Below are 22,806 nucleotides of genomic sequence, written 5' to 3'. Positions count from 1 at the left end.
TTTTCCTAACTTTTTCAAAAAAAAATTTAACTATCTTTGTTCTTATATGCCCGATAAATTATGATTATTTGTATTGATGTTGGTAACACCAGAACCAAAGTCGCTGTATATGAAAACGGTACATTACAACAATTGGTGATTACCAACAACGAAAAATTAATAAAAAATATATCCAAACAAATTCAGGGAATAGAAAATTGTGTTGATATTATCCTTTCTTCTGTTGGAAATTTACCTTCTGAAGTTATTGAAAACCTCAAAAAACTAGGTAATTTAATTATTGTAACACACGAATCTCCTATTCCTTTTAAAAATTTATATGCCACCCCTGCCACTTTAGGTATCGACAGAATTGTTTTAGCAGCCGGTGCCACTTTGAAATATCCCAACCAAAACAGGTTGATCATCGACGCAGGCACTTGTCTTACTTATGATTTTATCAATAATCAGGATCAATACCACGGCGGAGCTATTTCTCCGGGAATTGGGTTACGTTATAAAAGCTTGCACGATTATACTGCAAATCTGCCTTTAGAAAAAATTTCAGAGCTGCATTCTTTTGTTGGAAATTCCACTTCGGCATCTATTCAATCGGGGGTTTTAAACGGTGTTATTGCTGAGATTGAAGCTTTTATTGATCATTTTAAACATCAAGATGAGAATTTAACAGTAATTTTAACAGGCGGAAATTCTGAATTTTTGGTAAACCGTTTAAAAAATAGCATCTTTGCCAATCCAAACTTTTTATTAGAAAGTTTATTTTTGTTACATCAACACATCGTATCAAATGATTAAAAAAATAATATTGGCAGCCGCTTTGGCAAGTATTTCAAACAGTTTTGCACAACAAGGTACTGCTTCTCCATATTCTTATTATGGTTTTGGTGACAAACACTTTAAAGGCTCAAACGAAATAAAATCAATGGGTGCTTTGGCGGTTTTCAGTGATAGTTTACACATTAACACACTAAACCCTGCGTCGTATGCCAAGTTGCAAACCACTACTTTTTCAATGGGTGCGTCTTACAAAGGGAACAATCTGGAAAACCAAAACGGAAAAGAAAAAACCACAAGTGGCTCATTTGATTATTTGTCTTTAGCTTTCCCTGCCGGCGATCTTACGGTAGTTGCAGGAATCATGCCTTATTCTTTTGTAGGATACAATATACAGAATACAAGCATTAACGATAAAGGAATGACTGAAGCCCGCCAATATATAGGTGAAGGTGGTTTAAACAGAACTTTTTTGGGGTTGGGTTATAAAATCAACAAAAATTTCAGTATTGGTGTTGATGGTGCTTATATCTTTGGCGATACCGAAACCAGCCTTACCAAATTTATCACCGATAACGGCGAAGGTGTGGCATTAGACCGAGGTACACGTTACAAATATCTTAATAATTACAGCGGGCTTACCGTTAATGCTGGTTTAAATTACGAACAACCGTTAAACAAGAATCTAACGTTGTTCGCAAGTGCTACTTTTAGCCCTGAAATGAAGTTAAAAAACGATCAGGAAAAAATAAGAAATACGGTAAAATTAAACAGCAGCGGCAGTCTTGATGAGATTGATTCGTCTAACGAAATTGCTGAAAACGAAAAGATGTTATTGCCAATGAACTATTCAATTGGCGTGGGTATTGGCAATCGTTTTAAATGGTTTGTTGGTGCAGAATATACATCAACACAAACATCAAAATACAACTCGTTTTATAAGTATGACAACGCTCATTACAACGATTATATGAAAATTGGCGTAGGTGGTTTTTACATACCCAAATATAATTCTATAGCCTCTTATTTTGAAAAAATTACTTACCGTGCAGGTGTCAATTACGAAAACACCGGTTTAGTGATAAATAATGAAGAAATTAAAGGTTTAAATGCAAATATCGGCATCGGCTTACCTGTACCTTTTAGCAGAACAATGATGAGTAATTCTAACGTCAACATTGGTTTTGAATACGGTCAAAGAGGTAATACCAATATGGGATTGATTAAAGAAAACTATTACGGCATTAACGTAGGTTTTTCTTTCAGCGATGTTTGGTTTAAACGCAGAAAATTTAATTAATTGAAACGATATTTTGCTCATATTACTGTTTTAACATTTGTTCTGACTGCTTGCAACAACGAATTAAAAGACATTCAGAACTTAAGTAAAAAACAATTATTTGCCTCCGGCGAAGCCGATTCTATTAACGTAAAGTACACCGATTCTGCAAAAATAAAAGCTGAAATGTACGCGGTTAAGATGTTAGATTACGGCAAGGCAAAATATCCGTTTAACCATTTTCCCAAAGGAGTTAAAGTAACTGTTTACGACAGCAACAAAAATAAAAATTACATAGTTGCCAATCAAGCAACTGTTTACAACAAAACCGGAATTATTCATTTGATTGGTGATGTTAAAATTACATCACACGACGGTAAAGTATTAGAGACCAACCAAATGTATTACGATCAAAAAAACAGCTGGTTTTTTACTGAACATTATTTTAAGGTGACCGATAAAAACAAAAGTTTTTTTGATGGAATCGGAGTAGATTTCGATCAAAATTTTAAAATTGTAAATGCACAGCAAAATCGTGCCGAATTAAAAGAAGTGAACAATGAAAATTTATAAAATTATAGCCTATTTTTATTTAGTATTTGGTTTATTTTTTATTTACCAGGCTTACGCAGCTTATACAAACAATGAAGATTATCTAATAAATTTATTGTTAGCAGCAGCAGCAATCTTTATGTTTATCTTTAGGTTGAGAAGCATTAAACGTTTTCCGCAAAACAAACAATAAATGATCACCTTTGGATTCATATTTTTCAGCATTTGTGTACTGATCTGTTCAGGGTTAATGATTGCGTATTCTAATGCAAATAAAATTTACCTGAATTTAGAATCTAAAAAAAACGAAGACAAAAACCATTATCTAAAAACAGTTACCGAACAGCCTCGCTTATTTATCGGTTCATTAAAAGTGGGTAACAGCATTTTTATTACCGTATTAAGTTTACTGTTTTTTACTACTTTTTTACATTCATACGAAACAGATGATTTGTGGAAAATAGCCGTTTTCCTGATTGCTCTATACATTATCTCAAAATTTATCCCTCAAACCTTCGTTAAGCCTTTTGCCAATGAAATCATTCTGGCAGCAAAACCTTTTATTCAAGTTATACTGAAATTGTTCGGCAATATTGCACAATTTTTTATCTCGATAACCGAAAAATCGTTATATAAAAAATATCCTCATGCCAAAGATACCGAATTTAACCTGCTTAGCACCGGCGATTTAGGCACATACATTTCACAGCAAATTCAGTCAAGCAACCAACAAGAACAGTTAGAAAACGAGTTTGAAATTTTAAAAAACGCCTTGTCGTTTCCAAAGGTAAAAGTAAAAGAAATCATGACGCCACGTAATGAATTTGAGTTTGTATCCGAAACCGATAGCATTGAAACCATTCGCAAAAGATTTATTGATACCGGTTTTTCTAAAATTCTGATCACGAACGATACCGGTGAACATTTTACGGGATATTTGCATACTTATGATTTATTACAACTGGAACAACCCATAGAAAATTTCATCCGTCCGTTTGTGTATGTTTATGACGATTTGCTGATAAAAGACCTTTTAAACACACTTACACTTCGGAAAAAATCAATTGCACTGGTTAAAAATAAGGAAAACGATATTGTGGGATTGGTTACTTTAGAAGACATTATAGAAGAACTCTTTGGCGAAATTACCGATGAGCACGACGATACATTGATTGCTAAACAACTATCAGAAAAAGAATTTATTTTTTCGGCAACCCTGGAAATTGATGATATTGAGGAAAAATTCGGAGTGTCAATTCCCGTATCAGAAAACTATCATACATTAGGCGGATTTATTTTTAACCATTTAAAACGTCAGCCAAAAGTTAAAGAAGTGATTACCATAAAACCATTCAAAATAAAAATTCTGGCAGCTACAAACACCAGAATTAAAACGGTTTCATTGACTATCTTATAATTAATACACTAAAATAAAGTGTATTTTTTGCTATTCTTTTTTTTTATTTAACAGATAATTGTATTTTCGCTCCTTGAAAGAATTTCACATAATATAAAATGGCAGTTTTACAGAAAATTAGAGAGAAATCGGGATTACTTATTGGTGTAATCGGATTTTGTTTACTAGCATTTATCGCTGGAGATTTATTAAGCGGAGGCATCAATTTCACTTCGCGTAACGTTGGTGAAGTTAACGGTACTGCAATTTCAGCAGCCGATTACACAAATAAAATCAACAACCTTGAACAAAGCGGTCAGGGCAAAGGTGCACAACTATACAATCAGGTATGGACTAGCGAAGTGCGTACCATTTTGTTTAACGAACAGTTAGACAAAGCCGGCTTGCGTTTAGGAAAAGATCAATTGATAAATGTTATTAAAACACACCCAAGTTTTTCTCAAAACCCACAGTTCTTAAATGATGCCGGACAATTTGACATCAACAAATTCAATACCTTTTTAGCACAAATGAAAGCCGCAGGCGCACAGCAATGGAACGCTTGGTTGGCTTACGAAGATCAGTTAGGCGATTTCGCTAAAGAACAAATGTATATGAATATGATCAAAGGTGCTATTGTAACCACTACGGCAGAAGCTAAAATAGCTTACAAAAACGAGGCTACAAAAGTATCTTTTGATTACGTTACCGTTCCTTTCAATACAGTGAATGACGATCAGGTAAAAGTAACCGATGACGAAATTAATTCGTATGTTAAGAAACACGCAAAACAATTTAAGACCACTCCTTCCCGCAAGGTAGAATATGTTTTTGTTGCCAACAAACCTTCTAAAGAAGACGAAGCACAAGCAAAACAATTAGTGGAGGATTTATTGAAACCATCGGTAATTTTTAACCAAACTACCAATAAAAATGATACTATTTCAGGATTTACAAAAGCAACAGATGTTAGAGAATTTGTTAATTTAAATTCTGACGTTCCGTTTGATTCAACTTACTACGCAAAAGAACAATTACCTGCTGAACACGCTGAAAAATTGTTCAATGAACCAATAGGATCAATTTACGGACCATACGTATTTAACGATTATTATGCCGTATCTAAAGTAATCGCTAAAAAGAATACTACAGAAACCGTTGATGCATCGCATATTTTAATTGCTTATAAAGGAGCTATGAGAGCTGACGCCACTGTTTCTTTAACAAAAGAAGAGGCAAAAGCCAAAGCAGAAGCTTTATTAAAACAAGCCCAAAGTGGTGCAGATTTTGCTGCATTAGCTACAGAAAACACTAATGATTCTGGTTCAAAAGCAACCGGAGGAAAATATCCAAATATTCAAAAAGGACAAATGGTTCCAACGTTTGACCAATACATCTTTAACAACCCGATAGGTAAATTAGGAATTGTAGAATCAGATTTTGGTTTCCACGTTTTAAAAGTTGATAAAATAAACGAAAAAGAAGGTGTTCAGTTAGCAACAATCGCTAAAAAAATAGAATCATCTACAAAAACACAGGATCAGATTTATTCACAAGCTAACAAGTTCTTAGAAAATGTTGAAAGTGGAAAAGATTTCGCTAAAGAAGCAACCGCTCAAGGTTTAACTTCTTTCCCGGCTACAAAAATCAATCCTTTTGATGAACAATTAATAGGTGTTGAAGGTTCACATACCGATGCTATTCGTTGGGCATCTAACAGCAAAACGAAAGTGGGCGATGTTAAAAAATTCGATTCAGCAGATGGTTATTTAGTTGTAAAATTAGTAAACATCAACGATACAGAATTAATGGATGCAGAAGATGCCCGTTCAGTAGTTGAACCTATTTTAATGAATGAGAAAAAAGCAGAAATCATCCGCAAGCAAATGGCAGGAAACACCTTAGAAGAAGTTTCTGAAAACGCAAAAGTCGGAATCGTAAATGCTATTGATGTAACAGGTGCAAACCCAATGGTAAACGGTTTCCAAGAGCCTTTAGTTGTTGGTAACGCTTTAGGAAGAAAAATTAACGAAACATCTAAATTAATCAACGGCCGTAACGGTGTGTATATGGTTAAAACCAAAAACATCACCAAAGCAGTTGATTTACCAAATTACTTAACTTACAAACAAAAAGTAGGAACAAACAACCGCCAAATGGTACAAAACTTAATTTACAGTGCCATGTATCAAAATGCCGATATCAAAGATAACCGTCACAAGGTACTACAATAATATACAAGTGAAATTACCATTAAAAATCCGTTCCAAAAGAACGGATTTTTTTATGTACTTAAATATATTATTTACCCTCAAAAATCTCCCCATCAAAACGTACCAATCACTCCTACTCCATTATAAGATGGAATGATTTGCCATTTGATTTTATTTTTATGAGTATAACCTGAAAAAGTCTTGCCGTATTTATTTTGTTCAAAACGTTTAATTACCGTTTTAGTACAAAAATATCCTAACACGCTTCCAAAAGTAACATCGGTAATCCAGTGGGCATTGGCATACATTCTGCTTGCAATAGTAACAGCTGCACCGGTATAAAAGACTGCTTTTAACCAGGTTTTATCTACCCGTTCTGCAAGAACCATTGCCGTTACAAAAGCAATTTGTGAGTGTCCTGATGGAAAAGAACTGAATCCCGGATCATTTTTAAACGGATGAAACTCATAATTCCCTATGCCTTCGCTGGGTCTTGCCCGCCCCACTATTTTTTTTAAGGAACTTTGTAAAACACCCGATGTTAAATAAGCCGATGTTAGAATGGCTGCCGTTTCTTTTGTCCATTCATCGTTAATAATCCAACCCGTAGCGTAAAAACCACCTGCAACTATCGCTGCGGCGTAAGGTTTACCATTGTGATAACCAAATTCACCCAAATTATCAAAAAATCGGGAACGATTGTTATTCATCAAATCATATACCGGTTTGTCTGCTAAAGATAAAAGCATTGTTCCGCCAATTACTCCGCCCGCCGTCAGCCAATCATCTTTTTCCCATCGAACAGGCGATGTCATTGTATAAGCAAATGCATCAACTATACGCACAACATCTTTATTTTTAACAGGCTGAACCACACTATCAATCATTACATCAGTAGATAAAATATCTTCAACCGGTTGTTGAATTGAATCGGTTTTAATACGTAACGAATCGGTTTGAGCCATTGATTTAACAGCAATAAACAAAAAAAATAAACAAGTTTGTTTTTTAATATTCATTCTTATAAACATAATATTCCGCAAAAATACCTATTACATAAAAACCATCGGCGGTATTTTCATTAAAATTAACGTACAGAAATTTATTTTAGTGCCCGATGTATGTTGAATTTAAACACCATACCAAAAACTTAACCAAAATGTTTTCTAAAAGAAATGATAAAATAAAATAAGCATTTTTAGTTAAGATAATTAATTGTATTTTTACACTTCAAATTTTTGTAAAGAAAAAATGGGTAAAATCATTGCTATCGCGAATCAAAAAGGTGGTGTTGGAAAAACCACCACATCTGTTAATTTAGCGGCATCGTTAGGTGCATTAGAAAAAAAAGTATTACTGATTGATGCCGATCCGCAAGCAAATGCCACTTCGGGATTGGGAATTGATGTTGAAAGTGTTGAAGCGGGAACCTATCAAATTTTAGAACACACTGTTACACCACAAGATGCCGCATTGGAATGTTCTGCTCCAAATGTTGATTTAATTCCGGCACATATTGATTTGGTAGCTATAGAAATTGAATTGGTAGATAAAGAAAACCGCGAATATATGCTGAAACAAGCATTGGCTTCGGTGAAAGACCAATACGATTATATCATAATAGACTGTGCGCCATCGTTGGGATTACTGACTTTAAATGCGTTAACAGCTGCCGATTCGGTGGTTATTCCTATTCAATGCGAATATTTCGCATTAGAAGGTTTAGGTAAATTGTTGAACACCATTAAAAGTGTTCAAAAAATCCATAACCCTAATTTAGATATTGAAGGATTGCTTTTAACAATGTATGATTCCCGTTTGCGTTTGTCAAACCAGGTGGTTGACGAAGTTCAAAAGCATTTTAACGATATGGTTTTTGAAACCGTTATTCAACGTAATGTAAAGTTAAGCGAAGCTCCGTCATTTGGTGAAAGCATCATTAATTACGATGCGGCAAGTAAAGGTGCAAGCAATTATTTGAGTCTGGCTCAGGAAATTATTCAAAAAAACAGCAACAACTAAAATGGCAAAAGCAGTAAAAAAACAAGCGTTAGGTCGTGGGTTATCGGCACTTTTAAAAGATCCGGCAAACGATATAAAATCGGTTGAAGATACCAATGCCGATAAAGTTGTTGGCAACATTATTGAACTGGAACTGGATACCATTAAAGTGAATCCGTTTCAACCGCGAACCAATTTTAACGAAGAAGCATTAAAAGAATTAGCAACTTCTATCAAAGAATTAGGCGTTATTCAACCTATTACTGTTCGCAAGATCGATTTTAATCAATACGAATTAATTTCGGGCGAACGGCGTTTACGTGCTTCTAAATTAGCCGGTTTAAAAACTGTTCCTGCATACATCCGCATTGCAAACGACAATGATTCTTTGGTAATGGCATTGGTTGAAAACATTCAGCGTCACGATCTGGATCCCATTGAAATTGCGATGTCGTACCAACGCTTAATTGATGAAATCCAGTTAACTCAGGAGCAAATGAGCGATCGTGTAGGTAAAAAACGTTCAACCATTACCAATTATTTGCGTTTATTGCGTTTAGATCCGATTATTCAAAGCGGTATCCGTGACGGATTTATCTCTATGGGTCATGGTCGTGCCATCATCAATATTGAAGATCACGATGCACAAACCGATATTTATCACAAAATCATCAAGGAAAATTTATCGGTACGCGAAACCGAAGCTTTGGTAAAAGCCTACCAGGAAGGTTTGCTAAACCAGAACAATCCGGCTGCAAAGAAAAAAATGACTTATACCATTTCTAACGCACAGCAAAAGATTTTTACCGATTTCTTTGGTGCTAAAGTTGATGTGAAGATTGCTGCAAACGGAAAAGGAAAAATCAATGTTCCGTTTCACTCTGCCGAAGATTTAGAGCGTATTATTAAATTGTTAAGCAAATAGTGTTTTCTAAATTCTATATCATTGTTTTTTGTCTGTTTTTCGGAAGTTTGCAGGCACAAACCGATTCTTTAAAAATTGCTTTGCCGAAACAGTTAGAACAATATGCCCGGGCAACAGATCCTTTATCGCCGTCAAAAGCAGCGTTTTATTCAGCTGTTTTACCGGGATTGGGACAATTTTATAACAGAAGTTACTGGAAAATTCCGTTGGTTTATGGCGGAATGGGCACCAGTCTGTATTTTTATATAGACAACCAAAAAGCATACAACCGTGCCCGCAATGAATACAAATTGCGTTTGCGGGGAATTGATCAAACCGATAATCCGAAAGTAGGGCGATACACGAAAGATCAGTTAATAACCGTACAACGAAATGCCCAGCGAAACCGCGATTTATCGCTTTTTATTACCATTGGTATTTATATCTTAAATATTGTTGATGCCAATGTTGACGCACATTTACAGCAGTTTAACGTAGATGAAGATCTTTCGTTTAAACCCACTTTAGAATACAATCCGGTGATCAACCAAAATCACCTTAATTTAAACGTTAGTTACAGATTTTAATTTTATGAAAATAGCTTTACTTGGTTACGGAAAAATGGGCAAAGAAATTGAAAAAATTGCCTTAGAACGTGGTCACGAAATTGTTCTGAAAAAAACCGAAGAAAATGATTTCAATGGTTTAGAAAATGCCGATGTTGCCATAGATTTCAGCATACCGACAGCTGCCACAGAAAATATCAGCACTTGTTTTAACTACAACATTCCGGTGGTTTCAGGCACAACTGGCTGGCTGGAACAATATGATGAAATGGTGGTTTTATGCAATGAGAAAAATGGGGCTTTTTTATATGGATCAAACTTTAGCGTGGGTGTAAATCTGTTTTTTGAGCTAAATGCTTATTTGGCAAAATTAATGGCAAATATCAAAGAGTACAATGTTTCTATGGAAGAAATCCATCATACTCAAAAGTTAGACGCTCCCAGCGGAACAGCCATTTCTTTAGCAGACGGAATCATCGCCGCAACTGATTATACCAATTGGACCCTGGAGAATCCTTCTGAAAACCAAATCCACATTGATGCCAAACGAATAGAAGACGTTCCGGGCACGCACAGCGTGTTTTATAAATCGGCTGTAGATGAAATTGAAATCAAACACACAGCCTTTTCCCGTCAGGGGTTTGCTTTGGGCGCCGTAGTCGCTGCCGAATGGATCAAAGGCAAAAAAGGCATTTTTAGTATGAAAGATGTTTTGAATTTAGGTTAATTAATCAAAAAAAATTACATTCGTTAAAAAATATTAGGTCATGACATTTAAACAATGGTTTATTTTTTTCCTTGCCGTTCAGGTAATTCATTTTTTGGGTACTTGGAAATTATACATTAAAGCAGGGAGAAAAGCTTGGGAAGCCGCAGTACCGGTTTACAACGCAGTAGTTTTAATGCAAATTATCAACCGACCAAGATGGTGGGTAATTTTACTTTTTATTCCCATTGTAAATTTAATTATGTTTCCGGTTGTTTGGGTAGAAACCTTGCGCAGTTTTGGTAAAAACTCTACTACCGACACTATTTTGGGTGTGGTAACTTTAGGTTTTTATGTGTATTATGTAAATTATTTCGAGAATGTTACACATATACCCAACCGCAGCTTAAAAGCTAAAACCGAAGGAGGCGAAACTGTAAGTTCTATTTTATTTGCAGTGGTTGTTGCAACCATTATCCATACTTTTTTTATACAGCCCTTTACCATTCCTACTTCGTCACTGGAGAAAACACTATTGGTAGGCGACTTTTTATTTGTCAGCAAAGTAAATTACGGAGCTCGTGTTCCACAAACAGCCATAGCTTTCCCAATGGTGCACGATACCATTCCTTTAGCAAAAGTAAAATCGTACAGCAAATTTCCGCAGATACCCGAAATGCGTTTGCCCGGGTTTGAAAAACCTGCTCATAATGACATTATGGTATTTAACTGGCCTGCAGATACCGTTTATCAGTTTTTTGACCGTTCGGGAAGAAGAGCGGACAAACCATTAGACAAAAAATCAAACTATGTAAAAAGAACCGTTGGTCTTCCGGGAGATAACTTACAAATAAAAGACGGTGTTGTTTATATCAACAATCAAGTGTTAGATTTAGGTGATCGTGCAAAAATTCAGTATTCTTATACAGTAACTACAGATGGTACCCCCTTAGATATTAACTTTCTGTATAGAGATTTAGGTATTACTGAAGGATTCCAACAAATGAGAACCGAAATCTATTATTTTTACGCATTGACAGAAGAAAACGTCAATAAGTTGAAGCAACTTTCTCATGTAAAAGATATAAAAAGAAATATTTCAGAAGGCACTGAATTCCATCCATACAGAAAAGGGATGCTTGCTATATTCCCACACACAAAACCTTGGAATTTAGATAATTTAGGACCTATCCATATTCCGGCAAAGGGCGAAGTGGTTCAGTTAAACGAGGAAACACTCCCTTTTTACAAAGCCATCATTACCGATTACGAACACAATAAGCTGGAAGTTAAAAGCGATGGTTCTATCTATATAAACAATCAACCGGCAACATCTTATACCATTCAGCAAGATTATTACTATATGATGGGTGATAACCGTCACCGTTCAGAAGACAGTCGTTACTGGGGTTTTGTACCTGCTGATCACATTGTGGGCAAACCCGTATTTATCTGGATGAGTATGGATCCAAATGTGCCAATGAGTAAATTAATTGATAAAATTCGTTGGGAACGCCTGTTTACAACAGTACACGGAACAGGAAAACCGCACAGCTTCTTTATCTATTTCGTGATTCTTTTAGCAGGTTGGGCAGTGTATAGTTTCGTAAAAAAACGCAAAGCAAAAAAATATAATTATTAATGGATCTTTTAATACATCCAACCTATTTTCCGTCTGTAAGTCATTTTGTAGCCATGTTGCAAGCCAACTCGGTAGTATTTGAAACAGATGATAATTTTCAGAAACAAACCAACCGCAACCGTATGTACATTTATAGTGCAAACGGTTTGCAGTTGTTAAACATACCCGTTAAACACAATAAGGAACAAATACACCAAAAATACCGCGATATTAAGATTGAAAACGATTTTAACTGGCAAAAACAACATTTTAAATCGTTAGAAGCCGCTTACAGAACATCACCTTATTTTGAATTTTTTGAAGATGATATTCGTCCGGTTTTTGAAAAAAAACATATTTTTTTAATGGATTTGAACTTTCAAATCCACGAAATTGTAACCGATTGTTTAGGAATAAAAATTCCGTACACAAAAACCGAAGAGTTCTTTAGAGAAGTTCAGCAAACCGATTTCAGACATTTGGCAAACGGCAAAAAAGACCCAAACACTTTTGAATCGTACACCCAGGTTTTTGACGACAAACACGGTTATTTAAATAATTTAAGTATTTTAGATTTGCTTTTTAACGAAGGTAGGCATGCAGTTGATTATCTGAAAGAACAAACTTTAATAAAATAAAAAAAGAGATTTCAAATTGAAACCTCTTTTTTTATTGTTGTTGCTTATCTAATTTTATAAGACTATCTTTACTAAAAATTTAATAACATTTATTTATGAAAAAATTAATACTTTTCTCAGCATTATTGTCTTTATCTTTAGTTAGTTGTGGAGATGACGACAAACCAGAACCACAACCAGTTGACAATACATCAACACTTTTAGTTGGTAAATGGGATATGGTTACAGGAGAAGTATATCAGGATGGGGAATTGGTTCAATCTGGTAATTTAAGTACTGAAGGCTGTGAGTATGATTATTTCGACATAAAAACCGGTGGTTTAAAAGATGAAGTTTATCATGATGAAGAAGATTGTGCTACATCTAATTTTCCAGGTACATGGACTTATGAATCAACAAGCAAAATGGTTTCTTTAGTTGATGAAGATGGTTACCTTTTAGAAGGTGAAATAGTATCTATCAATGCTACAGATATAAAACTGAAACTAATTTCTGATGGCGGTGACCGACCAGAAGATTACGGTTTTGAAGTTTTTTACTACTTAAAAAAATAAATTGATAAAAAAGGATAGCATTTTAGTTATCCTTTTTTTTATCTCTATTAAAATTCAATCGTGCCATAATGGGAAAATGGTCTGAATTTTTGAAATCGTTAAAGGTTTTAAATTCTTTTACCTCAAATATATTGTCAACTAAAATATAATCGATGCGTGCCGGGTAATATTTATAGTTATACGTTTGTCCGAAACCTTTTCCTGCTTCAACAAAAGCATCGTTCATATTACCTACGATATTTTTATAAACATACGAAAAAGCCGTATTATTCATATCACCACAAATAATTTTGTGCCCTTTGAAATCTTTCATGTGCTCCTGAATTAGTTCAGATTGCAATTGTTGCACTTTAAAAGCTTCGCTTAAACGGTTAAAAATACGTTTAGATTTACGTTCATCTATTTCATTAATATCCGGACTGATATTTACCGACTGTAAATGAATGCTGTACACGCGAATGGTATCCTTGTTTTTTACAATATCGGCATAAACCACATTGTTATCAGAACTTGGCAAGGCTATTTCTCCCTGATCAATAATTCGGAATTTAGAGTAAATTGCCTGTCCGGTTTTTATCTTGTTGCCGTGCATGATGATGTGTCTGAATTTGTAATCGTCCAGTTTATAATCAGCCGATTTTGAAAATTCCTGAAAACAGATAATATCCGGATTTTGTTTTTCAATAAATAGTTTAATGTTTTCGGCAACATTCTCGTCAGGCATCCATTCAAATAAATTAAACAACCGCACATTGTAACTTAAAACGGTAAAATCGGTTTCAAAGGGTTCTTCGTTTTTTGAAGTGAATTTATAGAATTTGGCAAAAAACGTATATCCGATTAAAAATACAATAATCGACAGAAGTGCTTGTCGTTTAAACTGAAGTGCCCAATAAACAACAAAGACCAGATTCAATATTAAAAGCGTGGGTAAAATAAGGGTTAAAACGGATAAGAAAGGAAAAAGCTTGGGTGCCATTGATGGTAATAAATAGCCCATTAATGTTAGAGTTACTAACACTATATTTAAAAAAAAGGCAAGTTTATTAAACCAATTCAGTTTTTTCATACATTTATTTTTGCTTAAACAAAAATTCTTTTTCCTCTTGCGTTAAGCTGTCGTATCCCGATTTGCTTATTTTGTCTAAGATAACATCTATTTGCTTTTGAACAGTGTTATTATCTGTTTTATTTTTGGTTTGATTAATCTTATGAACTGTTTTTAAATGGCTTTTGGCTTTTGCTTTTTTTACCGTTTTTAGTGAAAATCCGCCCAGCCATTTTCCGTAACAAAAACCGAAAATACTTCCGCCAATATGTGCTAAATGTCCGCCTGCATTATCAAAAAACAACTGGAACAAATCAAAACATAAAAACGCAAGGGCAATGTAATATATTGCAATGTTTCCAAAAATTATCAGTTGTACCCGCATATTGGGGCGGTATCCCACTACCGTAAAAAACACTGCCATTACGGCACCCGATGCTCCTATTACAAAACTTTGAAATCCTACCAAATTAGAAATCAAAAAATAGAAAATACCAGCTGCAATTCCGCCTGAAAAATAAGCTTTTAAGAATTGCTTGTAATTAAAAAACGTAAAAAACAACTGACTGAAAAAATACAGCATAACCATATTGAGCAGTAAATGCAGTACGCCACTATGCAAAAAGCTATACGTAAAAAACTGCCAGATACGAAAATTAAAAATTTTAAAATCGCTGAATAATGCCAGTTGTTCCAATACCATTCGATAACAATCTTCATTATATTTTCCAAACAACATAATAAATAAACTGATGATACTGATAGCAGCAATCAATTTAATTTCTGTAGTTATATTTTTAATTTCAAACGATTTCATGGTTATTTTTAATTACGTTACCTATTAGTTGCGTTTATCCCAACGGAATTGGTCAAATTGTTTTTTCTTCCACATCCACATCAGTAAAAACCCTACAATAGCTCCGCCAATATGTGCAAAATGGGCTACTCCTCCTCCAAAACCAAAAATCGAACTTCCATTTAAACCCGATAATAAATCATACAGAAGGATTGCAGGAACAAAATATTTAGCCTTCACAGGTACAGGAATAAACAGTAATGCTAAACCTGCATTTGGAAACATAAAAGCGAATGCAATTAATAAACCGTAAATTGCTCCAGAAGCTCCAACTGCTCTTGAAAAATAAGAACCTGACATAGAACGAATATCGTCTGTAGAAACGTAAGACAACCATCTATTATCATATCTATTTTGGGAAATTAGATTTAAAATATCATCCGTTTTAAATCCATTTGTAAGCAGAACATCATAAGTTGAGTGAAATTGCCAATAATTAACAGCGGCATAAAGAACCGCAGCTCCCAATCCACATAAAATATAGAACAATATAAACTTTTTACCTCCCCATATTTGTTCTAAAACCGACCCAAAAGAGTACAAAGCAAACATATTAAACAAAATATGCATAATACCACCATGCATAAACATGTGTGTAATTGGCTGCCAAATTTTAAAATTTGGATTTTCGATGTAGTACAATGGAAAATAAACATTCAACATTGGCACAAAAAAGTACGCCGCTAAAAATATTATTACGTTAACAATCAACAATTGTTTTACAACAGGAGTAATCTGATTCATTTACATAAATTTTTTATCAATATCTTCTACTTTCATCGTTATAAAAGTAGTTTTGCCAAAAGGCGATGTTTGCGGATCTTCGCATCCAAACAAACTGTTTACAATATTTTCTTGTTCCTTATCGGTTAGATACGTTCCGGTTTTCACCGCCAAACTCTGTGCCAGCGATTTTGCAATTCGGTCGTGTACCACATCTACATCGTTTGGCACACCGTCTTGTAAATCATTCAAAAGATCTTCTAATACAATAGAAACCTCGCTTTCTGAAACAGAAACCGGAATGCCTAAAATTACAATTTTTTCGTTAGAAATTTCCTGAAATAAAAAGCCCATTTGAATGAGTTGCTGCTCAATACTGCGTAACAATTCCATTTCGTAAACGGTGTAATACAAAGACAGGGGAAACAACAATTGCTGACTTGAATTTTGTTTTACAGTGAACGATTTAATATAGTGTTCGTACAAAATACGCTGATGTGCTCTGCGTTGATCAATAATAATCATTCCCGATTTTATGGGACTGATGATGTATTTCTTTTGAAACTGATACGATTGCTGGTAATTGGCTGTCTGCGATGTTTCATCATCAAACAGTGAACCTGTAATTTCTTCTTCGTCAAACTGATGATTTGCCGATGTTAAAATAATTTCCTTAGCATCTGAAATACCTTCGTACAATGTTTCCCACCCCCCCGGTTTGTGCTGCTTTTTATCCTGAAACGGCTTTCCGCCTGAAAATCCACCCGAAGACATTTTAGGCTTTACATTTTCAAATGGATTAAATCCGGAGTCCATTTGACCGGCTAAACTACTCCCCGGTTTCATACTGTCAAACGGATTAAAAAAAGGATCAACGGCAACCGTTGGTTCTACCGATTTGGTACCTTCATAACTGTACGGAACATCTAAATCGCTGTCTTTTTGAAAATCTAAAACCGGTGCCACATTGAACTGTCCTAAACTATGTTTAATGGTAGCCCGCAAGATTGCGTATAATGCCTGTTCATCATCAAATTTTATTTCGGTTTTTGTGGGATGGATGTTGATATCGATACTATTCGGTGGCAGATTCAAATACAAAAAATAACTGGGATGTGTGCCGTCTTTCAGCAAACCTTCAAAGGCAGCCGTTACCGCATGGTGCAGGTAACCGCTTTTAATAAAACGATCGTTCACGAAAAAAAACTGTTCACCTCTGCTTTTTTTGGCAAATTCAGGTTTTGCCACAAAGCCGTAAATTTCAACAATTTCGGTTGTTTCTTGTACAGGAACTAATTTTTCATTGGTTTTTCCGCCAAAAACGTTTACAATACGCTGACGGATATTTGACACGGGCAAATTAAACAGTTCGGCTCCATTGTGAATAAACGTAAACTGAATATCGTTATGTGCCAAAGCCACACGCTCGAACTCATCGATCACATGGCGCAATTCTACCTGATCAGATTTCAGGAAATTTCTGCGTGCGGGAATATTAAAAAACAGATTTTTTACTAAGAAAGATGTTCCGTCAGGTACCACAGCAACTTCTTGCGAAACCACTTTGCTGCCTTCAATAATTACATGCGTACCCAACTGATTTTCGTGTTCTTTGGTTTTTAGCTCCACATGGGCAATTGCTGCAATAGATGCCAAAGCTTCGCCACGAAACCCTTTGGTCTGCAACTGAAACAAATCTTCTGCCAAGGAAATTTTAGAAGTAGCATGACGTTCAAAACACATACGTGCATCTACTTCGTTCATACCTTTACCGTTATCGGTTACCTGAATAAGTGTTTTACCGGCATCTTTTACAACCAGTTTTATAGAAGTTGCACCGGCATCAACAGCGTTTTCGAGTAATTCTTTAACCACCGAAGCCGGTCTTTGAACCACCTCTCCGGCAGCAATTTGGTTGGCAACGTGATCGGGCAATAAGCGTATAACACTTGACATGTAATTGTTTTTTCGTTTTTATAATGATTTACAAAAGTACAATTTTTATGCGGGATTATATGCTGTATTGGGATTACAAAAGTTAAAGAAAACAAAAAAACACTTTCATTGATTAAAAGTGTTTTTCGTTAGTACATTATTTTACCCGAATCCATGTTTGTGTGCGTCCTAATGCTTGAATGCCTATATATCCACGGACATTTAACTTGTCTGCTCCGTCTAATTTCAAAGCACATTTGTACTCTTTACCAGAACCGGGATCCGTAATGGTTCCGCCGGAATATTCAGAGCCGTCTTTTTTTAATCCTTTGATAATGGTTAAACCTTTAATGGGTTTTCCTTTATCGGCTCCCGGACATTTGTCACATTTAGCATCTTTTTTATCGGTTAAAATTTCAATTACCTTACCATAGATTTTCCCGTTGTCTTCGGTTATTTCTACAATTGATTTGGGTTTACCCGTTTCGTCGTCAATGGTTTTCCATTTGCCTGTTACCGTTTGTGCCTGCAATCCTAATGAGGCAATGACTGATAGTGCAAAAACTACAATTACATTTTTCATACGCTATTTCTTGTTTTACTGTTACTAATATAAGAATTTTTTCTTTTGGCTGTATAAATCGCAGCATTTAGTTCAAATCCTAAAAGTAAAATCATACAGTTTATCCAAATATAAATCATTATAACCAAAAGTGTACCAATTGATCCGTACAGTTCATTATATTTTGCAAATTTTGACACATAAAACCCAAAAGCAACAGATGTTAACGACATTAAAACAGTAGTAAAAACAGAACCGTAAGAAATAAAAGAAAGGTGTTTGGTTTCTTTGGTTCCGAATTTATAGAGAATGGAAACTGTTAAGAGAATCATTAAAACAACAAAAATGTTTCTGCCGATATCAGCCAGATACGGATATTCTGAAAAATGCATCAATACCTCAACTGATAAATAAACCGCTACCGAAATAACCAGCATGACACTTAGTAATACTGATAAAACAATTGCTATAAGATATTGTCTGAAAAAATTCCGCGAAATGCTTAAATGTGCCGAAGACTGAAATCCGTTGATGATTGCATTTACGCCGTTTGCCATAAAAATGACCGACATAATGACCCCGGTTGACAATAAACTGCGGTATGAATTGTTTATAATATCAATCAAAATCAACTCAATGGCATCATACGTATTCGGCGGTACGTTTTCTTCTACGAACAACAAAAAACTCTCCTGAAAATTATCTATAGGGATATAAGGAATTAAGTTTAACAAGAATAACGCAAACGGAAACAACGCCATAAAAAAGGTAAAGGCAATAGAGCCCGCCTTGTAATTTAAAGCCCCTTCCACAATACCGGCAATATAAATACGGAGTAACTGATACAATGTTAAGCCTTCTAATCCGGGAAGTTTTGTCCGCATAGAAAACTTAATCAGTTTGCCTATAACCGGCAGTTTTGTTATTTTAAACCTTTTTTTGCCCAAAATGTTTTATAAAACAGCTTTTAAACTTAAATCCATATTGTAAACCGAATGTGTCAGTGCGCCACTTGAAATAAAATCGACACCACATTCTGCATATCTGCGAATGGTTTCTTCGTTAATGTTTCCCGAAGATTCTGCAAAACACTTGCCATTGATCATTGCAACGGCTGTTTTGGTATCTTCATAATTAAAGTTATCAATTAAAATCTGATAAACACCATCATTTTTAAGAATTTCTTCTATTTCGTTTAAATCGCGTGCTTCAACCACAATTTTTAAATCCTTGTTGTTCGCTTTCAGATATTCTTTCGTTTTACTAATTGCCTGACTGATTCCCCCTGCAAAATCAATATGATTGTCTTTCAGCATAATCATATCGTATAACGCGAACCGGTGATTTTCGCCACCACCAATTTTAACCGCCCATTTTTCAATAGCACGGATTCCGGGCGTGGTTTTGCGGGTATCTAATACTTTTGCTTGGGTTCCGGCAATTAAATCAACAAAATATTTTGTTTTAGTAGCAATAGCACTCATTCGCTGCATAGCATTTAAAACCACGCGTTCAGCTTTTAAGATTGATTGCGATTTTCCGGTTACGTAAAAAGCAATATCGCCATATTTTACAGAAGTTCCATCATTTATAAGAACTTCAACCTGCATTTCGGGATCCACGTAATTAAAAACCATTTTGGCAAAATCAACTCCGGCAAGAATACCTTCATCTTTCACTAACAACTTTGCTTTTCCCATGGCGTCTGTAGGAATACAGGCTAACGAGCTGTGATCGCCATCGCCCACATCTTCTCGAATGGCATTTTCTATAATTAATTGTAGTTCTTTATTAAATTGTTCTTGTGATATCATTATTTTTATACTTTAGTGCTAAAGTACAATTTTTTGGTATTTTTGAAACAATTAAATCATTTATTAGCTTATGAAATCAACATTAAAAATTTTAAGTATTTGTCTTTTTAGTTTATCTGGGTTTGCTCAGGGAAACAATGAAAAATATGAAAATAGAATTGTAGAAGCGTCAGATAAATATGTAATTGTTTAGATAAAATTGTAAGACCTGGAAAAACATCAGATGAAAAAAACAGTGAAATAAAAAAATGTATCGAAGATGATATTCGTCCTTATAATTTGTTAGACCAATTAACATCTGCTTATGAAGAAACAAAGAACGACCCTTCAAAAAAAGAAGTAAATATTGCATACGATCCTAACGAAAAAGTTTACGGAAGTTCTTTTTATTTTGATGTAGAACGTTATCTAATGCAGAATTGTGAAAGTATGCAAGTATTGGTCAATTCTCACGATTATATTTTTCCCAATTCTTTTTCAAACAATGAAAAAGCTATAGATTATTACCGAGAAGGTGATATTTTTATGAAAAAAAACGATTTTGAAGCTGCAGCAAAAGCATATCAAAAGGCAATAGAAACCGATCCCATTTTCTCATTTGCCTGGGATAATTTGGGCTTGGCATACCGAAAGCTTGAAAAGTATGATTTGGCTTTAGATGCCTATAAAAACTCGTTAAAATTAGAACCGAATGGCTTTATGCCTCTGCAAAACATTCCTGTGGTTTATGAGATTATGAAAGAGTACGACAAAGCTATTGAAGCTTATAAAAATATAACAAAGGTTTATCCTAAAAATGCAGAGGCTGATTATGGTGTTGGTAGAATTTATATTTTTTACAAAAACGATATTCCCAAAGGTTTAGATTACATGTGTAAAGCTTACTTAATGTACATAGAAACCAATTCTCCTTACCGAGTAGATGCAGAAGAAATTATAAATTATACTTTTACAGAATTAAAAAAAGAAAACAAAACCGATATTTTCTATAAAATTCTAAAAGAAAACAATATTCAAATAAATGAATAATTATAACCTTTAAAATTACCTGAAACAATAAAAAAGTATCCTTTTGACAAGGAAAATCTTCAAAAGAATTACTTTGTCAAAAGGATGTTTCGCCTAAAATTAAAAAATGTTTTTATTTTTAAGAAATGGTAATTCCTAACAATTTATAAAATTCCTTCAGAATAGCGGGATGTCCCGGCCAAGCTGGTGAAGTAGTTAAATTACCATCGGTAATAGCTTCATCAGCATTTATTTCTTTAAACGTTCCGCCAGCCAAAGTTACTTCCGGACCAACAGCCGGATAGGCAGTCAATGTTCTTCCTTTCAAAACATCTGCCGCGGTGAGAATCTGAATTCCGTGACAAATTGCTGCAACCGGAAGGTTTCTGTCAAAAAAATGCTTCGTTGCCAAAATTACCTCTTTGTTTAAACGGATGTATTCCGGAGCACGACCACCACAAACATACAATCCGTCATAATTTTCCAAATTAATGGATTCAAACGTTTGATTCAGTGTAAAATTATGTCCACGTAACTCAGCATACGTCTGAAATCCGACAAAATCATGGACGGCAGTAGCAATCTGCTCTCCTTTTTTCTTACCCGGACACACCACATCTACCTCTACTCCTACAGACAATAACGCCTGATATGGCACCATAATTTCATAATCTTCAACGAAATCACCTGCCAGCATTAAAACTTTTTTACTCATAACTTTTATTGATTTGGGTTAATGTTTAAATTTACTCACTTTTTATTAAATAAATGTTATGAAAACCGAAATTTCTTGGAACGATTTTGAAAAATTAGACCTTCGTGTAGGAACCATTGTTGATGCTCAGATTTTTGAAAAAGCTAAAAATCCGGCTTACAAATTGTGGATTGATTTTGGATCAGAAATAGGCGTCAGAAAAACATCGGCACAAATTACCGTTTTGTATGGTATTGATGATTTAATTGGAAAACAAATTGTAGCTGTGGTTAACTTTCTGCCCAAACAAATTGCCAATTTTATGAGCGAATGCCTAGTTTTAGGTGTTGTGGGAACGAATAAAGAAGTTACTTTACTGACTCCGGGAAAAGTGGTAGAAAATGGTTTGGCAATTGGCTAAACTAATTTATTTTTGCAAAAACAAATTTCTATGAACATCAAACTTTTGGCAATTGGTAAAACCGATAATAAAAATCTGCAAGCGTTAATTGATGAATATACCAAGCGTTTGGGCTTTTACATTAAGTTTGATTTAGAAATCATAGCCGATATTAAAAACGTTAAAAACCTTTCTGAAGCACAGCAAAAACAAAAAGAAGGAGAATTGATTTTATCAAAACTTACCGCAACCGATCATTTAATTTTGTTAGATGAAAACGGAAAAAGCTTTTCAAGTATGGGTTTTGCCGACGAACTGCAAAAGAAAATGAACGCAGGTATTAAAACCTTAGTATTTGTAATCGGTGGACCGTATGGCTTTTCGGAAGAAGTTTACAAAAAAGCAAACGGAAAAATTTCACTTTCGGCAATGACATTTTCGCACCAAATGGTCCGCTTGTTTGTTATTGAACAAATTTACCGTGGTTTTACTATTTTAAAGAATGAACCTTATCATCATCAGTAAAATGTCTATCTAAAGTCAAATGTTTTAAATCTTAAGA

General features: G+C 34.6%; 25 protein-coding genes. 16 read left to right on the top strand and 9 right to left on the bottom strand.

The genetic code is table 11. The features are described 5' to 3' along the window. Positions 1–60 precede the first annotated feature (60 nt). The 6 genes from BLW20_RS04680 (at position 61) to BLW20_RS04655 (ending at position 6,235) form a co-directional block, all read left to right on the top strand. The gene (locus BLW20_RS04680; RefSeq protein ID WP_091096886.1) at positions 61–795 is read left to right on the top strand and encodes a type III pantothenate kinase; all 735 of its coding nucleotides are present in this window, start codon (positions 61–63) and stop codon (positions 793–795) included. Beyond that, entirely contained in the window at positions 788–2,074 is a 1,287-nt protein-coding gene (locus BLW20_RS04675) for a hypothetical protein (protein WP_091096884.1), read from the top strand. Before BLW20_RS04680 ends, BLW20_RS04675 begins: the two co-directional genes overlap by 8 nt. Beyond that, positions 2,075–2,626 carry an LPS export ABC transporter periplasmic protein LptC gene (lptC, locus tag BLW20_RS04670; protein WP_091096882.1) on the top strand — a complete coding sequence of 184 codons (552 nt, stop codon included), beginning with the start codon at positions 2,075–2,077 and terminating at the stop codon, positions 2,624–2,626. Further along, a complete protein-coding gene (locus tag BLW20_RS04665) occupies positions 2,613–2,798 on the top strand; it encodes a hypothetical protein (protein ID WP_091096880.1) in 186 nt (61 codons plus the stop codon). Before lptC ends, BLW20_RS04665 begins: the two co-directional genes overlap by 14 nt. Then, positions 2,799–4,022 carry a hemolysin family protein gene (locus tag BLW20_RS04660; RefSeq protein ID WP_091096878.1) on the top strand — a complete coding sequence of 408 codons (1,224 nt, stop codon included), beginning with the start codon at positions 2,799–2,801 and terminating at the stop codon, positions 4,020–4,022. Positions 4,023–4,120: 98 nt separating this feature from the next. After that, on the top strand, positions 4,121–6,235 hold the full coding sequence (locus BLW20_RS04655; protein ID WP_091096876.1) for a peptidylprolyl isomerase: 2,115 nt from the start codon (positions 4,121–4,123) through the stop codon (positions 6,233–6,235). Positions 6,236–6,327: 92 nt separating this feature from the next. On the opposite strand, the gene BLW20_RS04650 is transcribed toward BLW20_RS04655, so the two are convergent. Next, positions 6,328–7,179 carry a phosphatase PAP2 family protein gene (locus BLW20_RS04650; RefSeq protein WP_177165029.1) on the bottom strand — a complete coding sequence of 284 codons (852 nt, stop codon included), beginning with the start codon at positions 7,177–7,179 and terminating at the stop codon, positions 6,328–6,330. 286 nt (positions 7,180–7,465) lie between these two features. Between BLW20_RS04650 and BLW20_RS04645 the strand changes: the two genes are divergently transcribed. The 7 genes from BLW20_RS04645 to BLW20_RS04615 all read left to right on the top strand — a co-directional run bounded on the left by BLW20_RS04645 (position 7,466) and on the right by BLW20_RS04615 (position 13,204). Further along, complete coding sequence (locus BLW20_RS04645) at positions 7,466–8,236, top strand: ParA family protein (protein WP_091096872.1); 771 nt, start codon at positions 7,466–7,468, stop codon at positions 8,234–8,236. A gap of 1 nt (position 8,237) precedes the next feature. Continuing rightward, complete coding sequence (locus BLW20_RS04640; protein WP_091096856.1) at positions 8,238–9,140, top strand: ParB/RepB/Spo0J family partition protein; 903 nt, start codon at positions 8,238–8,240, stop codon at positions 9,138–9,140. Beyond that, complete coding sequence (locus BLW20_RS04635; protein WP_091096854.1) at positions 9,140–9,706, top strand: DUF5683 domain-containing protein; 567 nt, start codon at positions 9,140–9,142, stop codon at positions 9,704–9,706. The genes BLW20_RS04640 and BLW20_RS04635 overlap by 1 nt, the downstream gene beginning before the upstream one ends. 4 nt (positions 9,707–9,710) lie before the next feature. Then, the gene (gene dapB / locus BLW20_RS04630) at positions 9,711–10,412 is read left to right on the top strand and encodes a 4-hydroxy-tetrahydrodipicolinate reductase (RefSeq protein ID WP_091096852.1); all 702 of its coding nucleotides are present in this window, start codon (positions 9,711–9,713) and stop codon (positions 10,410–10,412) included. Positions 10,413–10,452: 40 nt separating this feature from the next. Then, positions 10,453–12,033 (top strand): signal peptidase I, encoded by a 1,581-nt coding sequence (lepB, locus tag BLW20_RS04625; RefSeq protein WP_091096850.1) that lies wholly within the window; start codon positions 10,453–10,455, stop codon positions 12,031–12,033. Next, the gene (locus BLW20_RS04620; RefSeq protein ID WP_091096847.1) at positions 12,033–12,650 is read left to right on the top strand and encodes a WbqC family protein; all 618 of its coding nucleotides are present in this window, start codon (positions 12,033–12,035) and stop codon (positions 12,648–12,650) included. The genes lepB and BLW20_RS04620 overlap by 1 nt, the downstream gene beginning before the upstream one ends. Before the next feature lie 95 nt (positions 12,651–12,745). Further along, a complete protein-coding gene (locus BLW20_RS04615) occupies positions 12,746–13,204 on the top strand; it encodes a lipocalin family protein (protein WP_091096845.1) in 459 nt (152 codons plus the stop codon). 22 nt (positions 13,205–13,226) lie between these two features. Here BLW20_RS04615 and BLW20_RS04610 read toward each other — a convergent pair whose 3' ends face one another. The 7 genes from BLW20_RS04610 to nadC form a co-directional block, all read right to left on the bottom strand. Continuing rightward, positions 13,227–14,273: an endonuclease/exonuclease/phosphatase family protein gene (locus BLW20_RS04610; protein ID WP_091096843.1), complete on the bottom strand. Its 1,047-nt coding sequence runs from the start codon at positions 14,271–14,273 to the stop codon at positions 13,227–13,229. 4 nt (positions 14,274–14,277) lie between these two features. Continuing rightward, a complete protein-coding gene (locus BLW20_RS04605) occupies positions 14,278–15,069 on the bottom strand; it encodes a rhomboid family intramembrane serine protease (protein WP_091096841.1) in 792 nt (263 codons plus the stop codon). Positions 15,070–15,093: 24 nt separating this feature from the next. Continuing rightward, complete coding sequence (locus tag BLW20_RS04600; protein WP_091096838.1) at positions 15,094–15,852, bottom strand: rhomboid family intramembrane serine protease; 759 nt, start codon at positions 15,850–15,852, stop codon at positions 15,094–15,096. Then, on the bottom strand, positions 15,853–17,787 hold the full coding sequence (gene mutL, locus BLW20_RS04595) for a DNA mismatch repair endonuclease MutL (protein ID WP_091096837.1): 1,935 nt from the start codon (positions 17,785–17,787) through the stop codon (positions 15,853–15,855). A gap of 136 nt (positions 17,788–17,923) precedes the next feature. Beyond that, a complete protein-coding gene (locus tag BLW20_RS04590; protein ID WP_091096835.1) occupies positions 17,924–18,349 on the bottom strand; it encodes a DUF2147 domain-containing protein in 426 nt (141 codons plus the stop codon). Then, a complete protein-coding gene (locus BLW20_RS04585) occupies positions 18,346–19,212 on the bottom strand; it encodes a YihY/virulence factor BrkB family protein (protein ID WP_091096962.1) in 867 nt (288 codons plus the stop codon). The genes BLW20_RS04590 and BLW20_RS04585 overlap by 4 nt, the downstream gene beginning before the upstream one ends. A 69-nt stretch (positions 19,213–19,281) precedes the next feature. Beyond that, complete coding sequence (nadC, locus tag BLW20_RS04580) at positions 19,282–20,142, bottom strand: carboxylating nicotinate-nucleotide diphosphorylase (protein ID WP_091096833.1); 861 nt, start codon at positions 20,140–20,142, stop codon at positions 19,282–19,284. Positions 20,143–20,421: 279 nt separating this feature from the next. Between nadC and BLW20_RS04575 the strand changes: the two genes are divergently transcribed. Further along, positions 20,422–21,171, top strand: coding sequence for a tetratricopeptide repeat protein (locus BLW20_RS04575; protein WP_091096831.1), 750 nt, complete (start codon positions 20,422–20,424; stop codon positions 21,169–21,171). 118 nt (positions 21,172–21,289) lie between these two features. On the opposite strand, the gene BLW20_RS04570 is transcribed toward BLW20_RS04575, so the two are convergent. Further along, entirely contained in the window at positions 21,290–21,865 is a 576-nt protein-coding gene (locus BLW20_RS04570) for a DJ-1/PfpI family protein (RefSeq protein WP_091096829.1), read from the bottom strand. A gap of 58 nt (positions 21,866–21,923) precedes the next feature. Between BLW20_RS04570 and BLW20_RS04565 the strand changes: the two genes are divergently transcribed. Together BLW20_RS04565 and rlmH are read left to right on the top strand one after the other, a co-directional pair. After that, positions 21,924–22,265 (top strand): tRNA-binding protein, encoded by a 342-nt coding sequence (locus BLW20_RS04565; RefSeq protein ID WP_091096827.1) that lies wholly within the window; start codon positions 21,924–21,926, stop codon positions 22,263–22,265. 30 nt (positions 22,266–22,295) lie between these two features. Further along, positions 22,296–22,769, top strand: a complete 474-nt coding sequence (gene rlmH, locus BLW20_RS04560) for a 23S rRNA (pseudouridine(1915)-N(3))-methyltransferase RlmH (RefSeq protein ID WP_091096824.1) — start codon at positions 22,296–22,298, stop codon at positions 22,767–22,769. Positions 22,770–22,806: the final 37 nt, after the last annotated feature.

The sequence above is a fragment of the Paenimyroides marinum genome (genome assembly GCF_900108395.1).
Classification (GTDB): domain Bacteria; phylum Bacteroidota; class Bacteroidia; order Flavobacteriales; family Flavobacteriaceae; genus Flavobacterium; species Flavobacterium marinum.
This window is presented reverse-complemented; position numbering and strand designations above follow the sequence as displayed.

Bases quoted from the DNA above. Each gene is read 5' to 3' on its own strand.
- BLW20_RS04680 (WP_091096886.1), top strand. From the start codon at position 61: ATGATTATTTGTATTGATGTTGGTAACACCAGAACCAAAGTCGCTGTA.
- BLW20_RS04675 (WP_091096884.1), top strand. From the start codon at position 788: ATGATTAAAAAAATAATATTGGCAGCCGCTTTGGCAAGTATTTCAAAC.
- BLW20_RS04665 (WP_091096880.1), top strand. From the start codon at position 2,613: ATGAAAATTTATAAAATTATAGCCTATTTTTATTTAGTATTTGGTTTA.
- BLW20_RS04660 (WP_091096878.1), top strand. From the start codon at position 2,799: ATGATCACCTTTGGATTCATATTTTTCAGCATTTGTGTACTGATCTGT.
- BLW20_RS04655 (WP_091096876.1), top strand. From the start codon at position 4,121: ATGGCAGTTTTACAGAAAATTAGAGAGAAATCGGGATTACTTATTGGT.
- BLW20_RS04650 (WP_177165029.1), bottom strand. From the start codon at position 7,179: ATGGCTCAAACCGATTCGTTACGTATTAAAACCGATTCAATTCAACAA.
- BLW20_RS04645 (WP_091096872.1), top strand. From the start codon at position 7,466: ATGGGTAAAATCATTGCTATCGCGAATCAAAAAGGTGGTGTTGGAAAA.
- BLW20_RS04640 (WP_091096856.1), top strand. From the start codon at position 8,238: ATGGCAAAAGCAGTAAAAAAACAAGCGTTAGGTCGTGGGTTATCGGCA.
- dapB (WP_091096852.1), top strand. From the start codon at position 9,711: ATGAAAATAGCTTTACTTGGTTACGGAAAAATGGGCAAAGAAATTGAA.
- lepB (WP_091096850.1), top strand. From the start codon at position 10,453: ATGACATTTAAACAATGGTTTATTTTTTTCCTTGCCGTTCAGGTAATT.
- BLW20_RS04620 (WP_091096847.1), top strand. From the start codon at position 12,033: ATGGATCTTTTAATACATCCAACCTATTTTCCGTCTGTAAGTCATTTT.
- BLW20_RS04615 (WP_091096845.1), top strand. From the start codon at position 12,746: ATGAAAAAATTAATACTTTTCTCAGCATTATTGTCTTTATCTTTAGTT.
- BLW20_RS04610 (WP_091096843.1), bottom strand. From the start codon at position 14,273: ATGAAAAAACTGAATTGGTTTAATAAACTTGCCTTTTTTTTAAATATA.
- BLW20_RS04605 (WP_091096841.1), bottom strand. From the start codon at position 15,069: ATGAAATCGTTTGAAATTAAAAATATAACTACAGAAATTAAATTGATT.
- BLW20_RS04600 (WP_091096838.1), bottom strand. From the start codon at position 15,852: ATGAATCAGATTACTCCTGTTGTAAAACAATTGTTGATTGTTAACGTA.
- mutL (WP_091096837.1), bottom strand. From the start codon at position 17,787: ATGTCAAGTGTTATACGCTTATTGCCCGATCACGTTGCCAACCAAATT.
- BLW20_RS04590 (WP_091096835.1), bottom strand. From the start codon at position 18,349: ATGAAAAATGTAATTGTAGTTTTTGCACTATCAGTCATTGCCTCATTA.
- BLW20_RS04585 (WP_091096962.1), bottom strand. From the start codon at position 19,212: ATGCGGACAAAACTTCCCGGATTAGAAGGCTTAACATTGTATCAGTTA.
- nadC (WP_091096833.1), bottom strand. From the start codon at position 20,142: ATGATATCACAAGAACAATTTAATAAAGAACTACAATTAATTATAGAA.
- BLW20_RS04570 (WP_091096829.1), bottom strand. From the start codon at position 21,865: ATGAGTAAAAAAGTTTTAATGCTGGCAGGTGATTTCGTTGAAGATTAT.
- BLW20_RS04565 (WP_091096827.1), top strand. From the start codon at position 21,924: ATGAAAACCGAAATTTCTTGGAACGATTTTGAAAAATTAGACCTTCGT.
- rlmH (WP_091096824.1), top strand. From the start codon at position 22,296: ATGAACATCAAACTTTTGGCAATTGGTAAAACCGATAATAAAAATCTG.